Annotated in this window: 16 protein-coding genes; 10 read left to right on the top strand and 6 right to left on the bottom strand. The window is 63.5% G+C overall.

From position 1 onward, the window contains the following. Window positions 1-108: 108 nt before the first annotated feature. The 3 genes from ACF8GF_RS00135 (at window position 109) to ACF8GF_RS00125 (ending at window position 2,751) form a co-directional block, all read left to right on the top strand. Window positions 109-786, top strand: a complete 678-nt coding sequence (locus ACF8GF_RS00135) for a response regulator transcription factor (RefSeq protein ID WP_020193052.1) — start codon at window positions 109-111, stop codon at window positions 784-786. A 149-nt stretch (window positions 787-935) separates the two neighbouring features. Continuing rightward, window positions 936-1,352 carry a Spy/CpxP family protein refolding chaperone gene (locus tag ACF8GF_RS00130; RefSeq protein WP_103444750.1) on the top strand — a complete coding sequence of 139 codons (417 nt, stop codon included), beginning with the start codon at window positions 936-938 and terminating at the stop codon, window positions 1,350-1,352. Between the two features lie 58 nt (window positions 1,353-1,410). Then, on the top strand, window positions 1,411-2,751 hold the full coding sequence (locus ACF8GF_RS00125; protein WP_392487632.1) for an ATP-binding protein: 1,341 nt from the start codon (window positions 1,411-1,413) through the stop codon (window positions 2,749-2,751). A gap of 129 nt (window positions 2,752-2,880) precedes the next feature. On the opposite strand, the gene ACF8GF_RS00120 is transcribed toward ACF8GF_RS00125, so the two are convergent. Beyond that, window positions 2,881-3,438, bottom strand: coding sequence for an NAD(P)H nitroreductase (locus ACF8GF_RS00120; protein WP_176685213.1), 558 nt, complete (start codon window positions 3,436-3,438; stop codon window positions 2,881-2,883). Window positions 3,439-3,540: 102 nt separating this feature from the next. Between ACF8GF_RS00120 and ACF8GF_RS00115 the strand changes: the two genes are divergently transcribed. Beyond that, complete coding sequence (locus ACF8GF_RS00115) at window positions 3,541-4,995, top strand: TrkH family potassium uptake protein (protein WP_021783436.1); 1,455 nt, start codon at window positions 3,541-3,543, stop codon at window positions 4,993-4,995. Here ACF8GF_RS00115 and ACF8GF_RS00110 read toward each other — a convergent pair. After that, on the bottom strand, window positions 4,952-6,013 hold the full coding sequence (locus ACF8GF_RS00110) for an AraC family transcriptional regulator (RefSeq protein ID WP_209967422.1): 1,062 nt from the start codon (window positions 6,011-6,013) through the stop codon (window positions 4,952-4,954). The genes ACF8GF_RS00115 and ACF8GF_RS00110 overlap by 44 nt on opposite strands. Before the next feature lie 153 nt (window positions 6,014-6,166). Between ACF8GF_RS00110 and ACF8GF_RS00105 the strand changes: the two genes are divergently transcribed. Further along, window positions 6,167-6,478, top strand: a complete 312-nt coding sequence (locus ACF8GF_RS00105; RefSeq protein ID WP_014590083.1) for a DUF962 domain-containing protein — start codon at window positions 6,167-6,169, stop codon at window positions 6,476-6,478. A gap of 13 nt (window positions 6,479-6,491) precedes the next feature. Here the strand turns inward: ACF8GF_RS00105 and ACF8GF_RS00100 are convergent, their stop codons facing one another. Continuing rightward, window positions 6,492-7,289 (bottom strand): UDP-2,3-diacylglucosamine diphosphatase, encoded by a 798-nt coding sequence (locus tag ACF8GF_RS00100; RefSeq protein ID WP_176685210.1) that lies wholly within the window; start codon window positions 7,287-7,289, stop codon window positions 6,492-6,494. 126 nt (window positions 7,290-7,415) lie between these two features. On the opposite strand from ACF8GF_RS00100, the gene ACF8GF_RS00095 reads away from it, so the two are divergent. Together ACF8GF_RS00095 and ACF8GF_RS00090 are read left to right on the top strand one after the other, a co-directional pair. Then, complete coding sequence (locus ACF8GF_RS00095) at window positions 7,416-8,183, top strand: AraC family transcriptional regulator (protein WP_392487633.1); 768 nt, start codon at window positions 7,416-7,418, stop codon at window positions 8,181-8,183. Window positions 8,184-8,361: 178 nt separating this feature from the next. Further along, complete coding sequence (locus tag ACF8GF_RS00090) at window positions 8,362-9,252, top strand: DMT family transporter (RefSeq protein ID WP_176685208.1); 891 nt, start codon at window positions 8,362-8,364, stop codon at window positions 9,250-9,252. Here ACF8GF_RS00090 and ACF8GF_RS00085 read toward each other — a convergent pair whose 3' ends face one another. Further along, window positions 9,253-9,534, bottom strand: a complete 282-nt coding sequence (locus ACF8GF_RS00085) for a SelT/SelW/SelH family protein (protein ID WP_043201632.1) — start codon at window positions 9,532-9,534, stop codon at window positions 9,253-9,255. Window positions 9,535-9,601: 67 nt separating this feature from the next. Between ACF8GF_RS00085 and ACF8GF_RS00080 the strand changes: the two genes are divergently transcribed. Further along, window positions 9,602-11,788, top strand: a complete 2,187-nt coding sequence (locus tag ACF8GF_RS00080; RefSeq protein WP_176685207.1) for a patatin-like phospholipase family protein — start codon at window positions 9,602-9,604, stop codon at window positions 11,786-11,788. Window positions 11,789-11,820: 32 nt separating this feature from the next. On the opposite strand, the gene ACF8GF_RS00075 is transcribed toward ACF8GF_RS00080, so the two are convergent. After that, window positions 11,821-12,258, bottom strand: a complete 438-nt coding sequence (locus ACF8GF_RS00075; RefSeq protein ID WP_010955198.1) for a MarR family transcriptional regulator — start codon at window positions 12,256-12,258, stop codon at window positions 11,821-11,823. A 150-nt stretch (window positions 12,259-12,408) separates the two neighbouring features. Beyond that, window positions 12,409-14,556: a DNA helicase RecQ gene (gene recQ / locus ACF8GF_RS00070; RefSeq protein ID WP_176685206.1), complete on the bottom strand. Its 2,148-nt coding sequence runs from the start codon at window positions 14,554-14,556 to the stop codon at window positions 12,409-12,411. A gap of 243 nt (window positions 14,557-14,799) precedes the next feature. Here recQ and ACF8GF_RS00065 point away from each other — a divergent pair, with 243 nt between their 5' ends. After that, window positions 14,800-15,387 (top strand): YecA family protein, encoded by a 588-nt coding sequence (locus ACF8GF_RS00065; protein ID WP_010955200.1) that lies wholly within the window; start codon window positions 14,800-14,802, stop codon window positions 15,385-15,387. A 7-nt stretch (window positions 15,388-15,394) separates the two neighbouring features. Then, window positions 15,395-15,760 carry a YbaN family protein gene (locus tag ACF8GF_RS00060; protein WP_176685205.1) on the top strand — a complete coding sequence of 122 codons (366 nt, stop codon included), beginning with the start codon at window positions 15,395-15,397 and terminating at the stop codon, window positions 15,758-15,760. The last annotated feature ends 131 nt before the right edge of the window (window positions 15,761-15,891 follow it).

The following is a 15,891-nucleotide window of genomic DNA, read 5'->3' as shown; positions in this document are numbered from 1 at the left end:
GCGAAGAGGGCCACGCGGTACCAGCAGTTATACTCAGGCCATCAGTCTGCGGTATCTTTGCCACTGGCGGGCCGAATCACCGCCGTCATTGGTTGAATTGAGTGAGTCATGAGCGAGCTGTTACTGATTGATGATGACCAGGAACTGTGCGAGCTGCTCGGCAGCTGGCTGACCCAGGAAGGGTTTTCCGTGCGTGCCTGCCACGATGGCCAGAGCGCTCGCCAGGCCTTGGCCGAGCATGCGCCTGCTGCCGTGGTATTGGATGTGATGTTGCCCGACGGCAGCGGCCTGGAGCTTCTCAAGCAGTTGCGCAGCGAGCATGCCGAGTTGCCGGTGCTGATGCTGTCAGCCCGCGGCGAGCCGCTGGACCGCATTCTCGGCCTGGAACTGGGCGCCGACGATTACCTGGCAAAACCCTGCGACCCGCGTGAGCTCACTGCCCGCCTGCGCGCGGTACTGCGCCGCAGCCACCCCACCGCCACGACCAGCCAGATGGAACTGGGTGACCTGGTCTACAGCCCTGCGCGGGGTGTGGCCAGCATCGATGGCCGCGAAATGACCCTGACCCTGTCCGAAAGCCGTATTCTTGAAGCGCTGCTGCGTCAGCCCGGCGAGCCGCTGGACAAACAGGAACTGGCGCAGATCGGCCTGGGCCGCAAGCTGACCCTGTACGACCGCAGCCTGGACATGCATGTCAGCAACCTTCGCAAGAAGATCGGCCCACACGCCGATGGCCGTCCACGCATCGTGGCGCTGCGTAGCCGTGGCTATTACTACTGCCTGTAAAGCTGCGCGCCTCATTCGCGGTACAAGGCCGCGCCTGCACGGGCCACTCATCTTTACTTTGCCTTTACCCTCCCCTGACTGCGCTTGACGGTGATCTCCCTAGACTGTGCTCATCCGGTAATCACCGGCCCATGTAAAGGAGAGACACCATGCGCAAGACCCTTATCGCCCTGATGTTCGCTGCCGCTCTGCCGACCGTTGCCATGGCCATGCCTGACGGCGGCCCGCGCCACGACGGCCCGCATCATCGCGGTGATGCGCCTTTCCACCAACTGGACCTGAGCCGCGAGCAGCGCCAGCAGATCGGCAAGCTGATGGGCGAGCAGATGCAGCAGCGCCGCGACATCACCGAGCGCTACCTGTCCAAGCTGCCGGCCGCCGACCAGAAGGCCATGAAGGACGAGCTGAAAGCCAGCCGCGACAAGACCGACAGCGCGGTGCGCAACCTGCTCAAGCCTGACCAGCAGAAGAAGTTCGATGAACTGCAAAAGGAACGCGCCGCCAAGAAAGCCGAGTGGCAGGAGTTCAAGGCCTGGAAAGCTGAAAAAGGCGCCAAGGCCCAGTAAGCTGTCCGCCCCCTGCCCGGTCCGCATCACTGCGGGCCGGGCTTTTCCCGTTTAGGAGGTGCACTTGCGTTCACTGTTCTGGCGCATCCTGGCCAGTTTCTGGCTGGCCATCACCCTGGTCGCAGGCCTGTCGATCCTGCTCGGGCACATGCTCAACCAGGACGCCTGGATCCTCAGCCGCCACCCGGGCCTGAACACCCTGGCCAGCAAGTGGGCCAAGCACTACGAGCGGGAAGGACTGGATGCGGCACAGCACTTTCTGGAACGACGCAAGAACCGCTACAAGATCGACGTGCAGGTGCTGGACGACAGCGGTGAGGCCTTGGTGCCCGGTACCTTCCCACGCCGTGCGGCAGCCCTCGAAGCGCGCCAGCACAATGACCAGCGGCGCTTGCCATGGCGCCGGCTGACCGAGGAATACACCAGCCCCGACACCGGCGAAACCTACTTGCTGATCTACCGCATCCCCCACCCGGCGCTGGATGCCTGGCACCGCGAGAGCCTGCTGTGGCCGCTCAGCGCACTGGGCATTGCCTTGGTCGTGCTGACCCTGTTCAGCCTGCTGGTGACGCTGTCCATCACCCGCCCGCTAAGCCGCCTGCGCAGCGCCGTACACGACCTGGGCCAGACCACCTATCAGCAGAACAGCCTGGCACGGCTGGCAGCTCGGCGCGACGAGTTTGGCGTGCTGGCCAAGGACTTCAACAAGATGGGCGCACGCCTGCAAAGCACCATCGGCAGCCAGCGCCAGTTGCTGCGCGACGTGTCTCATGAGCTACGCTCGCCACTGGCCCGGCTGCGTATCGCCTTGGCCCTGGCAGAGCGTGCCGATCACGAGCAGCGGCAAACCCTGTGGCCGCGCCTGACCCGCGAATGCGACCGCCTGGAAGACCTGATCAGCGAAATCCTCGCCCTGGCCCGGGTGGATGCCGAGCAGGCTCATGCCGAACCGGTCGACATCAATGCCTTGCTCGGCAGCGTACGCAAGGATGCCCTGCTAAGCGCGCCGGAGCAGGACGTGCGCCTGGAGGCGCAGCCAGGGTTGAGCTTGCAGGGTTGGCCAACGCTGATCGAGCGTGCCGTGGACAACCTGCTGCGCAATGCCCTGCGTTTCAACCCGGCGGGCCAGCCGGTCGAGGTCAGCGCTGCACGCGAGCAGAACCGCATCGTGATCAGCGTACGTGACCATGGGCCTGGGGCAGCAGCGGAGCACATGGCGCAACTGGGCGAGCCGTTCTTTCGCGCGCCGGGGCAGGCAGCGCCGGGGCATGGCCTGGGGCTGGCGATTGCACGCAAGGCAGCGGAGCGCCATGGCGGTAGCCTGGTGCTGGAGAATCATCCACAGGGTGGGTTTGTGGCCAGGCTGGAGTTCCCCTTGGCTGAAGCAGCAGGCAGTTGATGGGTGTAACGGCGCCTGGCCTCTTCGCGGGTAAACCCGCTCCTACAGGGGATGTAGATGCCGTTGCAGGAGCGGGTTTACCCGCGAAGAGGCCGGAAGCCTTGATACATCAATCAGTCCAAGGCAGCCTTACTCACCCCAGCCACTGACGAAATCGGCAGTTTCCAGCACCGGCGCCGTCCGCGGCTCGGTCAGCGGCGTGCCGACGTACAGGTAGCCGATCAGCTCCTCGTTCTCGGCCAACCCCAACCCCTTGTGCACATGGGCATCGAAGGCCATGTCACCGGTACGCCACACCGCGCCGATCCCCTGCGCATGCGCAGCAATCAGAATGCCGTGCGCTGCACAGCCTGCGGCCAGACGCTGCTCGGACTTGGGCACCTTGAAGTGGTCCTGCAACCTGGCCACCACCACGATCAACAATGGCGCCCGCAGCGGCATGGCACGGGCCTTGTCCAGTGCCGCCTGGCTGGCATCGCCCTTGTGCTGCAAGGCTTCGGCGAACAGCTCGCCGAGCTTCTCGCGGCCCTGGCCTTCAATGGTAAGAAAACGCCACGGCCGCAGCTGGCCGTGGTCCGGGGCGCGCAGGGCAGCCTGGAACAGCGCCTCACGCTGGGCGGCATTGGGCGCCGGGTCGGTCAGGCGTGGCACGGAAACACGGTTGAGCAATGCGTCGAGAGCCTCCATCGGCTACCCTCCTGGCAGTTGAATGTGCGGCCATTCTAGCGTTTACATCACCGGACCCATAGGTAGAATGGCGCCCTTCCGTTTCGAGTCTGAGCAGATCACATGGCGTTGCCGACCTTAAGGATTATTGGTTTCATCATCGGCATCTTCCTGATTACGCTGGCCGTGAGCATGGCCGTGCCCATGGCGACCCTGGTGATCTTCGAGCGCACCGGCGACATGCCGTCGTTTCTCTGGTCGAGCCTGATCACCTTCATCGCCGGCTTGGCCCTGGTGGTGCAGGGGCGCCCGGAGCATGTACACCTGCGCCCGCGCGACATGTACCTGCTGACCGTCAGCAGTTGGCTGGTGGTGTGCGTGTTCGCCGCGCTACCGTTCCTGCTGACCCAGCACATCAGCTACACAGACGCCTTCTTCGAAAGCATGTCAGGCATCACCGCCACCGGCGCCACCGTGCTCAGCGGGCTCGACAACATGTCGCCGGGCATCCTCATGTGGCGTTCGATGCTGCACTGGCTCGGCGGTATCGGCTTCATCGCCATGGCGGTGGCGATCCTGCCGCTGCTGCGCATCGGCGGCATGCGCCTGTTCCAGACCGAATCGTCCGACCGCTCGGAAAAGGTCATGCCGCGGTCGCACATGGTCGCCAAGTCGATCGTGGGGGTTTACGTCGGCTTCTCGATACTGGGCGCGCTGGCCTTCTGGTGGGCGGGCATGAGCCCGTTCGATGCAATCAACCACGCCATGTCGGCTATCTCTACCGGCGGTTTCTCCACCTCCGACCAGTCATTGGCGAAATGGGATATCCCGGCCGTGCACTGGGTTGCGGTGGTGGTGATGATCATGGGCAGCCTGCCGTTCACCCTTTACGTAGCTACCCTGCGTGGCAACCGCAAGGCCCTGATCCGCGACCAGCAGGTGCAAGGTTTGCTGGGCATGCTGGTGGCCACCTGGCTGGTGTTGGGCACCTGGTATTGGTACAGCACCGATCTGCACTGGCTCGATGCCTTGCGCCATGTAGCGCTGAACGTGACCTCAGTGGTCACCACCACCGGTTTCTCCCTGGGTGACTACAGCCTGTGGGGCAACTTCTCGCTGATGCTGTTCTTCTACTTGGGCTTCGTTGGCGGCTGCTCCGGCTCGACCGCAGGCGGTATCAAGATTTTCCGCTTCCAGGTGGCCTACATCCTGCTGAAGGCCAGCCTCAACCAGCTGATTCACCCGCGCGCGGTGATCAAGCAGAAATACAACGGCCATCGCCTCGATGAAGACATCGTGCGTTCGATCCTGACGTTCTCGTTCTTCTTCGCCATCACCATCTGTGTCATGGCGCTGCTGCTGTCGCTGCTGGGCGTGGACTGGATGACCGCGCTGACCGGCGCTGCGGGCACGGTTTCGGGTGTAGGCCCGGGCCTGGGCGAAGTGATCGGCCCGTCGGGCAACTACGCCACGCTGCCTGACGCGGCCAAATGGATTCTGGCGACCGGCATGCTGCTGGGTCGCCTGGAAATCATCACGGTGCTGGTGTTGTGCATGCCGGCGTTCTGGCGTCACTGAGCGCTTCGCCTTCCGTGCCCAGGCGTGCGCGGTACTCGCTGGGCGTGGCATCGAACCAACGACGGAACGCCCGATAGAAGTTGCTGGGGTCGGCAAAGCCCAGCAGGTAGGCGGTTTCCAGCAAGGTCATGCCCGGCTGGGCCAGGTACTGTTCGGCCAGCTCGCGGCGGGTGTCGTCAAGCAAGGTCTGGAAGCTGGTGCCTTCCTCCTGCAGCCGCCGTTGCAAGGTGCGCTGCGACAGGTGCAGGGCCTGGGCCAGGGTTTCGCGCTTGGGCTCACCCTGCGGCAGGATGCGGCACAACACCTGGCGCACGCGGTGGCTGACCCGGCTTTCGGAAAAGCGTGCCAGGTACTCGCCGGCAAACCGGTCGTGCAGCACCGCCATGGCCTCGTTGGCGGTCGGCAGCGGCGCCTCCATGTCGGCCCGCTCGAACACCAGCGCATCATGCGGGGCACCGAATACCAGCGGCGAATGGAACGCCACCTTGTAAGGCTCGACATTCTTCGGCTGCGGCCCCTGCACCAGTACCCGCCGCGGCTGTACCGGCCGGCCACTGAGCCATTTGCACAGCGCCAGCGCACAGGCCAGCGACGCTTCGGCGCTGTGCCGGGTCGGCGGCAGGTGGTCGCCATGCACGGTCAGAATCAGCGAATAGCCCTCGGCGCCAAGGACGAAACTGAGGTCGGAGCTTTCGGCGATGATGCGCTGGTAGCGCACCAGGCGCTCGAAGCCCTCGGCCAGGGTGCGGCTTGACATCAACGCATAGCCCACCACATGGAACGACGCCGGGCGGACCACCCGTGCCATGTTCAGGCCGATGGCCTCATTGCCCGACAGCTCCACCGCCAGTTGCCAGAGACGGGTCATGGAATCTTGAGGGAAACGTGCATCAGGGTCATCGAGGGCGGCAAAGTCCAGCCCCAACTGCTTGAACATGGCTCTGCAATCCAGCCCTTCCAGTTCAAGTGCCTTCACGATCCCTGATGCCCAACTGGCTGACGTTGTTCTTTCGCTCATGACAGGCTTCTTTTACCGACCGCTCCTGCGGTGAACCCCAAGGATACTCATTTGGCGCCTATTGTCACTGGTAGGCCCCGTCAGTCACTCTAGACTCGAATCAGGCTCCACGCCGTGTATCTTGTCCAGAAGTATTAATCCCGGAGCACTGCCATGAACAGCAAAGCGCAGTTTCGCAGTTTTGCCGAGTTCTATCCGTACTATCTTGGGGAGCACAGCAACCCCACCTGCCGCCGTCTGCACTTCGTCGGCACCAGCCTGGTGATAGCGCTGCTGGCCTACACCATTGGCAGTGGCAAATGGTTGCTGCTGCTGGCCGTGCCGGTGTTCGGCTATGGCTTTGCCTGGGTCGGGCATTTCTTTTTTGAGAAAAACCGGCCAGCGACCTTCACCTATCCGCTTTACAGCCTGGCCGGGGATTTCGTGATGTTCCGGGATATCCTGCTGGGCAAGCTCAGGCTGTAAGCATCTGAGGCCCTTAAGCCGACTCGCGCAACGCCGCCGCTGCCTGTGCCTCAGCCAGCCGATACAGTTCGACACTGCCGTCCCAATGCTCGATCAGTGCCGTGCACGATTCCACCCAGTCCCCGCAATTGAGGTAGTCCACCTCACCCACCTTGCGGATTTCGGCATGATGGATATGCCCGCACACCACCCCATGAAAACCACGGCGGGTGCACTCGTGGGCAATGGCATTCTCGAAGTCACTGATGAAGTTCACCGCCCCTTTCACCTTGTGCTTCAGGTACGCAGACAGCGACCAGTAACCATAGCCATACCGCGCACGCCAGTGGTTGAGCCAGCGGTTGAGCACCAAGGTGAATTCGTAGGCGCGGTCACCCAGAAACGCCAGCCAGCGGTGGTAACGGGTAATCACATCGAACTGATCGCCATGGACAACCAGCAGACGGCGGCCATCGGCTGTCAGGTGCTCGGCCTCGTCCACCAGCTGAATGTTGCCCAGAATCAGCTTTGAGTAGCGGCGCAGGAATTCGTCGTGGTTGCCGGTGACGTAGATCACCTCGGTGCCGCGCTTGCTCATGGTCAACAGCCGGCGGATCACGTTGGTGTGAGCTTGCGGCCAGTAGATCCCGCCGCGCAGTTTCCAGCCATCGATGATATCGCCCACCAGGTAGACGCGATCAGCCTGGTAGCCCTTGAGAAATTGCGACAGGTGTTCAGCCTGGCAGTCGCGGGTACCCAGGTGCACGTCGGAGATCCACAGGGTACGCACGCGTTGCTTGCGCGAGGGGCGGGACAGTTCGGCATGGGTCATGGGCAGGCTCCGGCGCAGTTTGCTGGAGACTGGCAGGCGCACATGACAGCGCCATGGCAAAACAGTGACGAGTGATGGCGTGCAGGGATTGAGGCACAATGGGCGCCTGCCCTGCGAGGAGCCCCCATGACCGCCGCCCCGATCCTCTCGCTGCGCCATTACCGTGACAGCCTGATCGCCCACAGCCACGAACACCCGCAACTGGTGTTCGGCCTGCGCGGCCGCCTGGATTTCGAGGTCCAGGGGCATGGCGCCGGGATCGATCGGCAGGGGCTGGTAGTGGTCCCGGCGGGTGCTCATCACACGTGCGCCAGCGATGCCGGCAGTGATTGTCTGGTGCTTGATGTGCCTGGGGAGCCTTGGTTGCGCGAGCACCTGGGCGAGCATGCCGATGCCAGCCGCCGCCTGCTCGACCGCCCCGTCACCCTGGGCCTGGATGAACGCCAGCAGCAACTGGTGGACTGGCTGGCGAGCAGCCCCATGCACGACCCGTTGATCGCCAGGCAAGGCGCGGCACTGCTGCTGGCCAGCCTCAACGCCACGGCGGCAGCCAGCGTGCACACCAGCCAGCGCCTGCCCTACGCAGCCTTCGATGCGCATATCGAACAGCATGCTGCCTACCCGCTGCAGGTTGCCGACCTGGCGCGCATCGCCGGGCTGTCCATTGCCCGACTGCATGCGCGCTTTACCGCAGAGTGCGGGATGACTCCGATGGACTACATTCGCCAGCGGCGTTTGCTCAAGGCGCGGCGGCTAATCGTGCAGACCGTGCTGCCGATGGGCGAAATTGCGGCGCAGGTGGGGTATAGCTCGCAAAGTGCCTTTTCAGCGGCGATGCTGCGGGCGTTCGGGTGTACACCGTTGGCTTTGCGACGAGAGCCTGGCGATAACTGACAGCAGTCTTGCGACAGAATGTGTTTGCCTGAGGCTTTACACTTTGCCTTTACCGGCCCTTTCGCGGGTAAACCCGCTCCTACAGGATTTCCGCAGCCCTGAAGGTTGTGCACAACCTGAACGGGTTTACCCGCGAAAGGGCCGGTACTGCCTGTAGAGATCTTCATCAAGGACTACCATGAACCACCGCACCGCCCTCGGCGCACTGCACATTGGCGCGCTGTTCTTCGGCCTTACCGGCGTCTTCGGCAAACTGGCTGCCAGCGCCAACCCGGCGATCATCGTCTTCGGTCGCGCTGCCTTCGCCGTACTCGCCCTGGCCCTGTTCGTCAGCCTGGCCGGCCCGGGCTGGCAACGCCTGAACAGCCAGGACGCGCGCCGCCTGTTGCTCGGCGGCGTGCTGCTGGCCGGCCACTGGGTCAGCTTCTTCATCGCCGTCAAAGTGGGCGGCGTGGCCATCGCCACCCTCGGCTTCGCCAGCTTCCCGGCCTTTACGGTGATCCTCGAAAGCCTGCTGTTCCGCGAGCGAATCCGCCGTAACGAAGCGGTATTGGTCGTGCTGGTCAGCATCGGCCTGATACTGGTCACGCCGGCATTCGATCTGGCCAGCGAAGCCACCGGCGGCCTACTCTGGGCACTGCTCTCGGGCCTGCTGTTCTCGCTACTGTCACTGACCAACCGGGCCGGCTCTGGCCGTTTGCCTGCGGTACAGGCAGCCCTGTGGCAGAACCTGGTGGTGGGCCTGTGCCTGCTGCCGTTCGCGGCGCCCGGCCTGGCCGACGTTGCGCCCCTGGACTGGCTGTGGATCGCCCTGCTCGGCATCTTCTGCACGGGAGTGGCGCACAGCCTGTTCGTTGCCAGCCTGGCGGTGATCAAGGCGCGCACCGCCGCCGTCGTGTTCGGCATGGAGCCGGTCTACGGCATTGCCGTGGCCTGGGCAGTATTCGCCGAGACCCCGACCGTGCGCATGCTGCTGGGCGGCGCGCTGATCATCTTCGCCATCGTGCTGTCCAGCCGTTTGGCTGCCGAGCAACCGCCCAGGCAGCGACCACTGACCGAGGGCGCCTGATCAGCGGTCGTTGTGACCAAGATCACGCTGCGGGTCGATCTGGTCGCGCACCCGCTGCTTCAGTACCTTCGCTTCGGGGAAACCACCGTCGGCCTTGCGCTCCCAGATCTGCACGCCATTGCAGGTGATGCGGAAGATACCCCCGGTACCCGGCTCCAGCGCTACCCGGCCAAGGTCGTCGGCAAAGGTGCTGAGCAGTTCCTGAGCCAGCCAGGCAGCACGCAAAAGCCACTGGCACTGGGTGCAATAGGTGATGACGATTTCCGGCTTGTTGTCAGCCATGGTGAAACATCTCCAGGTAAAGGGCCGCTTATACTAGCGGTCTTTAGCCCACGGTTTGAGACTCACGATGCGCCGTTTGCTGCTCTGTTTTCTGCTCCTCATTACCTCCCTTACGGCAATCGCTGCGGAACCCGCCAGGCCCAAGGTCGGCCTGGTATTGTCTGGCGGTGCAGCCCGTGGCCTGGCCCACATTGGCGTACTCAAGGCGCTGGAAGAACAGGGTGTGCGCATTGACGCCATCGCCGGCACCAGCATGGGCGCGGTGGTCGGCGGCCTGTACGCCTCGGGCTACAGTGTCGAAGAGCTGGAAAAACTCGCTACCACCCTTGACTGGCAACAGGCGCTCTCCGATGCCCCGCCGCGCGAGGATGTGCCCTTCCGACGCAAGCAGGATGACCGCGACTTCCTGGTCAAGCAAAAGCTCAGTTTTCGCGACGATGGCAGCCTGGGCCTGCCGCTGGGTGTGATTCAGGGCCAGAACTTGTCACTGCTGCTGGAAAGCAAACTGGCGCATACCGCCGACACCCGCGACTTCGACAAGCTGCCCATCCCCTTCCGTGCCGTGGCCACTGACATCGCCAGTGGCGAAAAAGTCGTTTTCCGCCGCGGCCACCTGCCCCAGGTAATCCGCGCCAGCATGTCGATCCCCGCCGTGTTCGCCCCGGTCGAACTGGACGGTCGCCTGCTGGTGGACGGCGGCATGGTCGACAACATTCCGGTGGATGTGGCCCGCGACATGGGCGTGGACCTGGCGATCGTGGTCGACATCGGCACCCCGCTGCGCGATCGCAAGCAATTGCTGACGGTGGTCGACGTGCTGAATCAGTCGATCACCTTGATGACCCGGCGCAACTCCGAAGAACAGCTGGCCAGCCTGCACCGCGACGACATCCTCATCCAGCCATCGCTCACCGCCTTCGGCGTGACAGATTTCGGCCGTGCCCGCGACATGATCGACGCCGGTTACCGCGCCACCCGCCTGCTTGACCCGCGCCTGGCCGCCCTGCGCCAGCTCGAGGGCGACGCCAGCCTGGCCGTGGCCCGCTCGCCGCACCAGCGCACGCCGGTAATCACCGCAATCCGGATCGAAAACGACTCCAAGGTCAGCGATGATGTGATCCGCTCGTACATCCGCCAGCCGATCGACGCACCGCTGGAACTGGACCGCCTGCAGACCGACATGGGTACGCTGTATGGCCTGGACTACTTCGACAGGGTGCAGTACCGCGTGGTGCACAAGGGCAACGACCACACCCTGGTAATCAACGCCCGTGGCAGACGCGGCGGCACCGACTACCTGCGCCTGGGCCTGAACCTGTCCGATGACCTGCGTGGCGACAGCGCTTTCAACCTGGGCGCCAGCTACCGGGTCAACGGCATCAACAGCCTTGGCGCCGAATGGCTGACCCGCGGCCAGATCGGCGACCAGCAAGAGCTGTACAGTGAATTCTACCAACCCCTGGATGTGGGCTCACGCTACTTCATCGCGCCGTACCTGGACCTGGGCTCGCAGAACATCGAAGCGACCCTGGACAACGACCCCGTCGCCGAGTATCGCCTGGAGCGCTACGGCTTTGGCCTGAATGTAGGCCGGCAGATCGGCAACAGCGGTGAAGTGCGCCTGGGCGCGGGCAAGGCCTGGGGCGAAGCCGAAGTGCGCATCGGCGACCAGGACTTGCCCAAAGTCAGTTTCAACGAAGGCTTCTACGAACTGAAGTACTCGTTCGACACCCTCGATAACGTGTACTTCCCGCACCATGGCGAGGACATCGGCCTGACCTTGCGCAAATACGACAAGTCGCTGGACTCCGACCAGAATTACCGGCAGTGGCTGTTTACCCTGGACAAGGCCCTCAGCAGCGGGCCGAACACGTTCGTGCTGGGTGGGAGCTACGGGCGCACGCTGGACGATACCGAAGTGGTGACGTCGAGCTTTGTGCTGGGCGGGGCGCGACAGCTGTCAGGCTTCCGCCAGGACTCGGTATCGGGGCAGAACGCGAGCCTGCTGCGCATGGTCTATTACCGTCGGCTGACGCCGCGGGCCTATGTGCCGCTGGACTTCCCGTTATACATAGGCGGCTCGCTGGAGCGTGGGCGGGCATGGAACAACGACAACGAGTTCGACAGTGGGTACATCAATGCGGCGAGCATCTTCCTGGGGTTGGAGACGCCTCTAGGGCCGCTGAACTTCAGCTATGGCGCCAACAGTGCACATGAACAAGCGGTGTACCTGAACCTTGGGCACACCTTCTGAGGCTTGCACTGCACCTGAATCGATGGGCGGGCTCAGGACTTTTCGAGGTTGGCCAGGATCTTGGCATGCACGCGCATACAGACCTGCAAGTCAGCCTCGTCCACGCCGGTAAACAGCTCGACCCGCAGCTGGTTGGCGATGGTCTCGATCTGATCGATCAACGGCTTGGCCGGCGGGCACAGCACAATCTTCTTCGCCCGCCGATCCTCCAGCACCGCCTGACGACGCACCAGCCCTTGCGCTTCCAGGCTGTCAAGCAGACGCGCCAGGGTCGGGCCTTCAACGCCTACGCTCTGGGCCAGCTCACGCTGGGTCGGGGCTTCCTCGAAGCGAGCCAGGTGCAGCAACACCAGCCAGCGCGCCTGGGACAGGTTGAGCCCGGCCAGGCGGCGGTCCAGCTCGGCACGCCAACCTCGGGACATCTGGGCCAGTTGCATGCCAAAGCGGTGTTGGTTGTCGTTCAGGGGCATAAGGAGCTCATTGAGTAGATCTAATTATTAGGCAGCTAACCATGCCCTGCCCCACGAGGCAAGGCTCGGCCACGCCTGCTCGGTCGAAAATCGTCAAAAAGCATGACAAAGGTCAGCAGATGGCGCTTCTGCCTTCGATCCTGCCTGTGCTCACAATTCGAATTCCGCCGCCAGTGCTGCCCGCACGCAATAAAGTACGCCCTCCGGTACCCGCGCCCCGAACTGGGGGGCAATGGCCGACACCGGTGGCAGTTCACCTTCGCCATCAAGAAAGGCGTCCTGTACCTCCATCATCAGGTCTTCCGGCAGGTCGATGGCCTGGTCAAGACTCAGCTCCTGGCGGCCCAACGCCTCGGCCAACAGGCTATACACGTTCTTCTCGCTGCAATTGAGCTGCCCGGCGATCTGCGCCGGGGTCATGCCGGCACGGGCCAGGCTGACCAGTTCGTGGCGCAGGTCGAGCACCACTTTCGGTGCCTCGTCGGTGCCTCCGCTGTTGTTCAGCACTTCGAGGAACGCCTGGCCGTAGCGCTCCAGCTTGCGCGCCCCCACACCGCTGACCTGGGCCATGTCGCTGAGGCTGACCGGCTGGCTACGCAACATCTCCAGCAGTGTCGAGTCAGGGAAGATGACGTAGGGTGGCACACTGTGTTCTTCGGCCAGCTTGCGGCGCAGGGTGCGCAGTGCTTCCCACAGATCGCGCTCTTCGGCACGCACCAGCTGGCTGGCAGGGCTGCCGCCACCGGACGACGAGGTTTTGGCCGTGGTCTGCGGTTTGAGGTCACGGCGCAGTTGCAAGGTCACCTCGCCGCGCAGCAGCGGCCGGCAGCTGTCGGACAGGCGCAGGCCGCCGTAGCCTTCCAGGTCGATATCGACCAGCCCGCGCGCCACCAACTGACGGAACAGCGAGCGCCACTCGACCTCGGCCAGACCTTTGCCAACGCCAAATACCGACAGCTTCTCGTGGCCGAAATTGCGCACCTTCTCGGTGTCCTTGCCCAACAGCACATCGACCAGGTGGCCAACACCATAGCGCTGGCCGGTGCGGAACACCGCCGACAGCGCCTGGCGGGCCGGCTCGGTGGCGTCCCAGGTCTGGATGTTGTCGACACAGTTGTCGCAATGCCCGCACGGTTGTTCGAGGGTCTCGTCGAAGTAGGCCAGCAGCGACTGGCGGCGGCAGCGGGTTTCTTCGCACAGCGCCAGCATGGCATCCAGCTTGTGCTGCTCGATGCGCTTGTGGCGCTCGTCGCCTTCGGAGTTCTGCAGCATCTGCTTGAGCATCACCATGTCCTGCAGCCCGTAGGCCATCCAGGCATCGGAGGGCAGGCCGTCACGGCCGGCACGGCCGGTTTCCTGGTAGTAGGCCTCAAGCGATTTGGGCAGGTCGAGGTGGGCAACGAAGCGCACGTTGGGTTTGTCGATACCCATGCCGAAAGCAATGGTAGCGACCATGATCAGCCCTTCCTCGTTCAGGAAGCGATGCTGGTTGGCCGCCCGCGTCTCGGCGGCCAGGCCGGCGTGATACGGCAGCGCGGGGAAACCCTGACTACAGAGGAAGGCGGCGGTTTCGTCGACCTTCTTGCGCGACAGGCAGTAGACGATGCCAGCGTTGCCACGGCGCTCGCCGAGAAAGGCCATCAACTGCTTGCGCGGTGCCTCCTTGGGCACGATGCGGTAGAAGATGTTGGGCCGGTCGAAACTCGACAGGAAGCGCTCGGCGCCTTGCAGGTGCAGGCGCTGGACAATCTCCTCGCGGGTCCGCATGTCGGCCGTAGCGGTAAGCGCAATGCGCGGAACATGCGGGAACAGTTCGGCCAGCTGGCCCAGTTGCAGGTACTCGGGGCGGAAATCGTGACCCCATTGCGATACGCAGTGGGCCTCGTCAATGGCGAACAGCGAGATGTCCAGATCGCGCAGGAAGTCGAGCATGCGCGGCTGCACCAGACGTTCCGGCGCCAGGTACAGCATCTTGACTTCACCACGGCGCAGGCGCCCGGCCAGCTCACGCTGCTGCTCTGCCGTCAGGGTAGAGTTCAGGGCGGCCGCAGACACACCCAGCTCGTCAAGGGTGGCGACCTGGTCGTCCATCAGCGCGATCAGTGGCGATACCACCACCGTCAGGCCCGGGCGCAGCAGCCCCGGCACCTGGAAGCACAGCGACTTGCCACCACCGGTGGGCATCAGCACCAAGGCATCGCCGCCATTGGCCACGCATTCGATGATCGCTGCCTGGCGCCCACGGAAACTGTCGTAGCCGAAGATGTCCTTGAGAACGCGCTGAGCCTGTTCGAGCATGTGCAACTCCAAATCGCCGTACCATCCTGGATAAAGGCTGGACGAAAAACCCGCCCCGCACACGCCAAATGCGTAAGCGGTTTTTGCCAGGCAGCCGGCAAAACCTGCCCCTGGATGAAAAATCGCGGAGTATACCGCAGCACCGCCCTGCACAGGCACCACGGCGATAGACGTTCCCTTTGCCCCGCTGCCGCTGCAAGGTGCTAGAATTCGTTATCGTTTATTCCCCAAGGTAGCCCTGTAATGTCCTTCGCCGAGCAACTGACCCGCCTGCAAGCCTTCCTCGACGCCGACGAGCTGCACGAAGAAGCGCTGGACTACGTCGCCGCACATGGCTACCTCACTGCTCTTTCGATCAACGCCGAGGACGTGCCCGAGCGCGAGTGGATCGACGCCCTGTTCGCCGAAGAGCCGCACTACGCCAGCGAAGCCCAGCGCACCGAAATCGAGGCCACCCTGGTGGCGCTCAAGGCGCACATTGCCCGCCAGTTGGCCAGCGACGAAGAATTCGACCTGCCATGCGACCTCGACCTGACCGATGAGCCGGACGATTCCGACCTGCGCGGCTGGTGCATCGGCTTCATGGAAGGCGTGTTCCTGCGGGAAGAGGCGTGGTTCGAGAACGCCGAAGAAGAGGTCAGCGAGATGCTGCTGCCGATCATGGTGGGTTCGGGGTTGTTTGACGAGCAACCAGAGTTCGCCGACATCGCCAGCAACGCCAACCTGCAGGATGACATGATCGTGCAGATCCCCGAGGCGCTGAGTGCACTGTTCCTGCTGCTGCACGCCCCTGACGAAAAACCGGCGCTGCTCAAGCCACGCCACCACTGAGCAAGCTGTGCGCTACCTGCTGCTGGCCACGGGCTGGCTCAGCGTTGCGCTGGGGGTGCTGGGGATATTCCTGCCGGTATTGCCCACCACCCCATTCCTGCTTTTGGCGGCGGCCTGCTTTGCCCGCAGCTCGCCGCGCTTCCATCACTGGCTGGTCCATCATCCCAAGCTGGGGCCATGGATCCGTGACTACCTCAGTGGTGAAGGCATCCCCCTCAAGGGCAAGGTCTACGCCATCGGCCTGATGTGGGCCAGCATTGGCCTGTCGTGCTATCTGGTGCCGCTGTTCTGGGCGCGCACCTTCATGCTGACCAGTGCCACATTGGTCACCCTGTACATTCTCAGCCTGAAAACCCTGCACAAGCCAAAGTGACAATATTTTGTCGCCAAATATCGCTTTCGCCTAATCAACACCCTCTTTATCCGAATTAGTTCTGGAACTGCGCATAGCCCTTGTATCCATTGGTTTTCAAGGCATTCTTCGTGTTCATTCCGTGCGCTTGA

The organism is Pseudomonas sp. yb_5, assembly GCF_043103865.1.
Classification (GTDB): domain Bacteria; phylum Pseudomonadota; class Gammaproteobacteria; order Pseudomonadales; family Pseudomonadaceae; genus Aquipseudomonas; species Aquipseudomonas putida_Y.
Note: the sequence above shows the minus strand (reverse complement) of the source record. Positions and strands in the feature narration are given on the sequence as shown.

Excerpts from the sequence above, each read along its gene's own strand:
- ACF8GF_RS00135 (WP_020193052.1), top strand. The coding sequence starts at position 109 with ATGAGCGAGCTGTTACTGATTGATGATGACCAGGAACTGTGCGAGCTG.
- ACF8GF_RS00100 (WP_176685210.1), bottom strand. The coding sequence starts at position 7,289 with ATGACCCATGCCGAACTGTCCCGCCCCTCGCGCAAGCAACGCGTGCGT.
- ACF8GF_RS00105 (WP_014590083.1), top strand. The coding sequence starts at position 6,167 with ATGAACAGCAAAGCGCAGTTTCGCAGTTTTGCCGAGTTCTATCCGTAC.
- ACF8GF_RS00130 (WP_103444750.1), top strand. The coding sequence starts at position 936 with ATGCGCAAGACCCTTATCGCCCTGATGTTCGCTGCCGCTCTGCCGACC.
- ACF8GF_RS00115 (WP_021783436.1), top strand. The coding sequence starts at position 3,541 with ATGGCGTTGCCGACCTTAAGGATTATTGGTTTCATCATCGGCATCTTC.
- ACF8GF_RS00080 (WP_176685207.1), top strand. The coding sequence starts at position 9,602 with ATGCGCCGTTTGCTGCTCTGTTTTCTGCTCCTCATTACCTCCCTTACG.
- ACF8GF_RS00120 (WP_176685213.1), bottom strand. The coding sequence starts at position 3,438 with ATGGAGGCTCTCGACGCATTGCTCAACCGTGTTTCCGTGCCACGCCTG.
- ACF8GF_RS00075 (WP_010955198.1), bottom strand. The coding sequence starts at position 12,258 with ATGCCCCTGAACGACAACCAACACCGCTTTGGCATGCAACTGGCCCAG.
- ACF8GF_RS00110 (WP_209967422.1), bottom strand. The coding sequence starts at position 6,013 with ATGAGCGAAAGAACAACGTCAGCCAGTTGGGCATCAGGGATCGTGAAG.
- ACF8GF_RS00095 (WP_392487633.1), top strand. The coding sequence starts at position 7,416 with ATGACCGCCGCCCCGATCCTCTCGCTGCGCCATTACCGTGACAGCCTG.
- ACF8GF_RS00085 (WP_043201632.1), bottom strand. The coding sequence starts at position 9,534 with ATGGCTGACAACAAGCCGGAAATCGTCATCACCTATTGCACCCAGTGC.
- ACF8GF_RS00090 (WP_176685208.1), top strand. The coding sequence starts at position 8,362 with ATGAACCACCGCACCGCCCTCGGCGCACTGCACATTGGCGCGCTGTTC.
- ACF8GF_RS00065 (WP_010955200.1), top strand. The coding sequence starts at position 14,800 with ATGTCCTTCGCCGAGCAACTGACCCGCCTGCAAGCCTTCCTCGACGCC.
- recQ (WP_176685206.1), bottom strand. The coding sequence starts at position 14,556 with ATGCTCGAACAGGCTCAGCGCGTTCTCAAGGACATCTTCGGCTACGAC.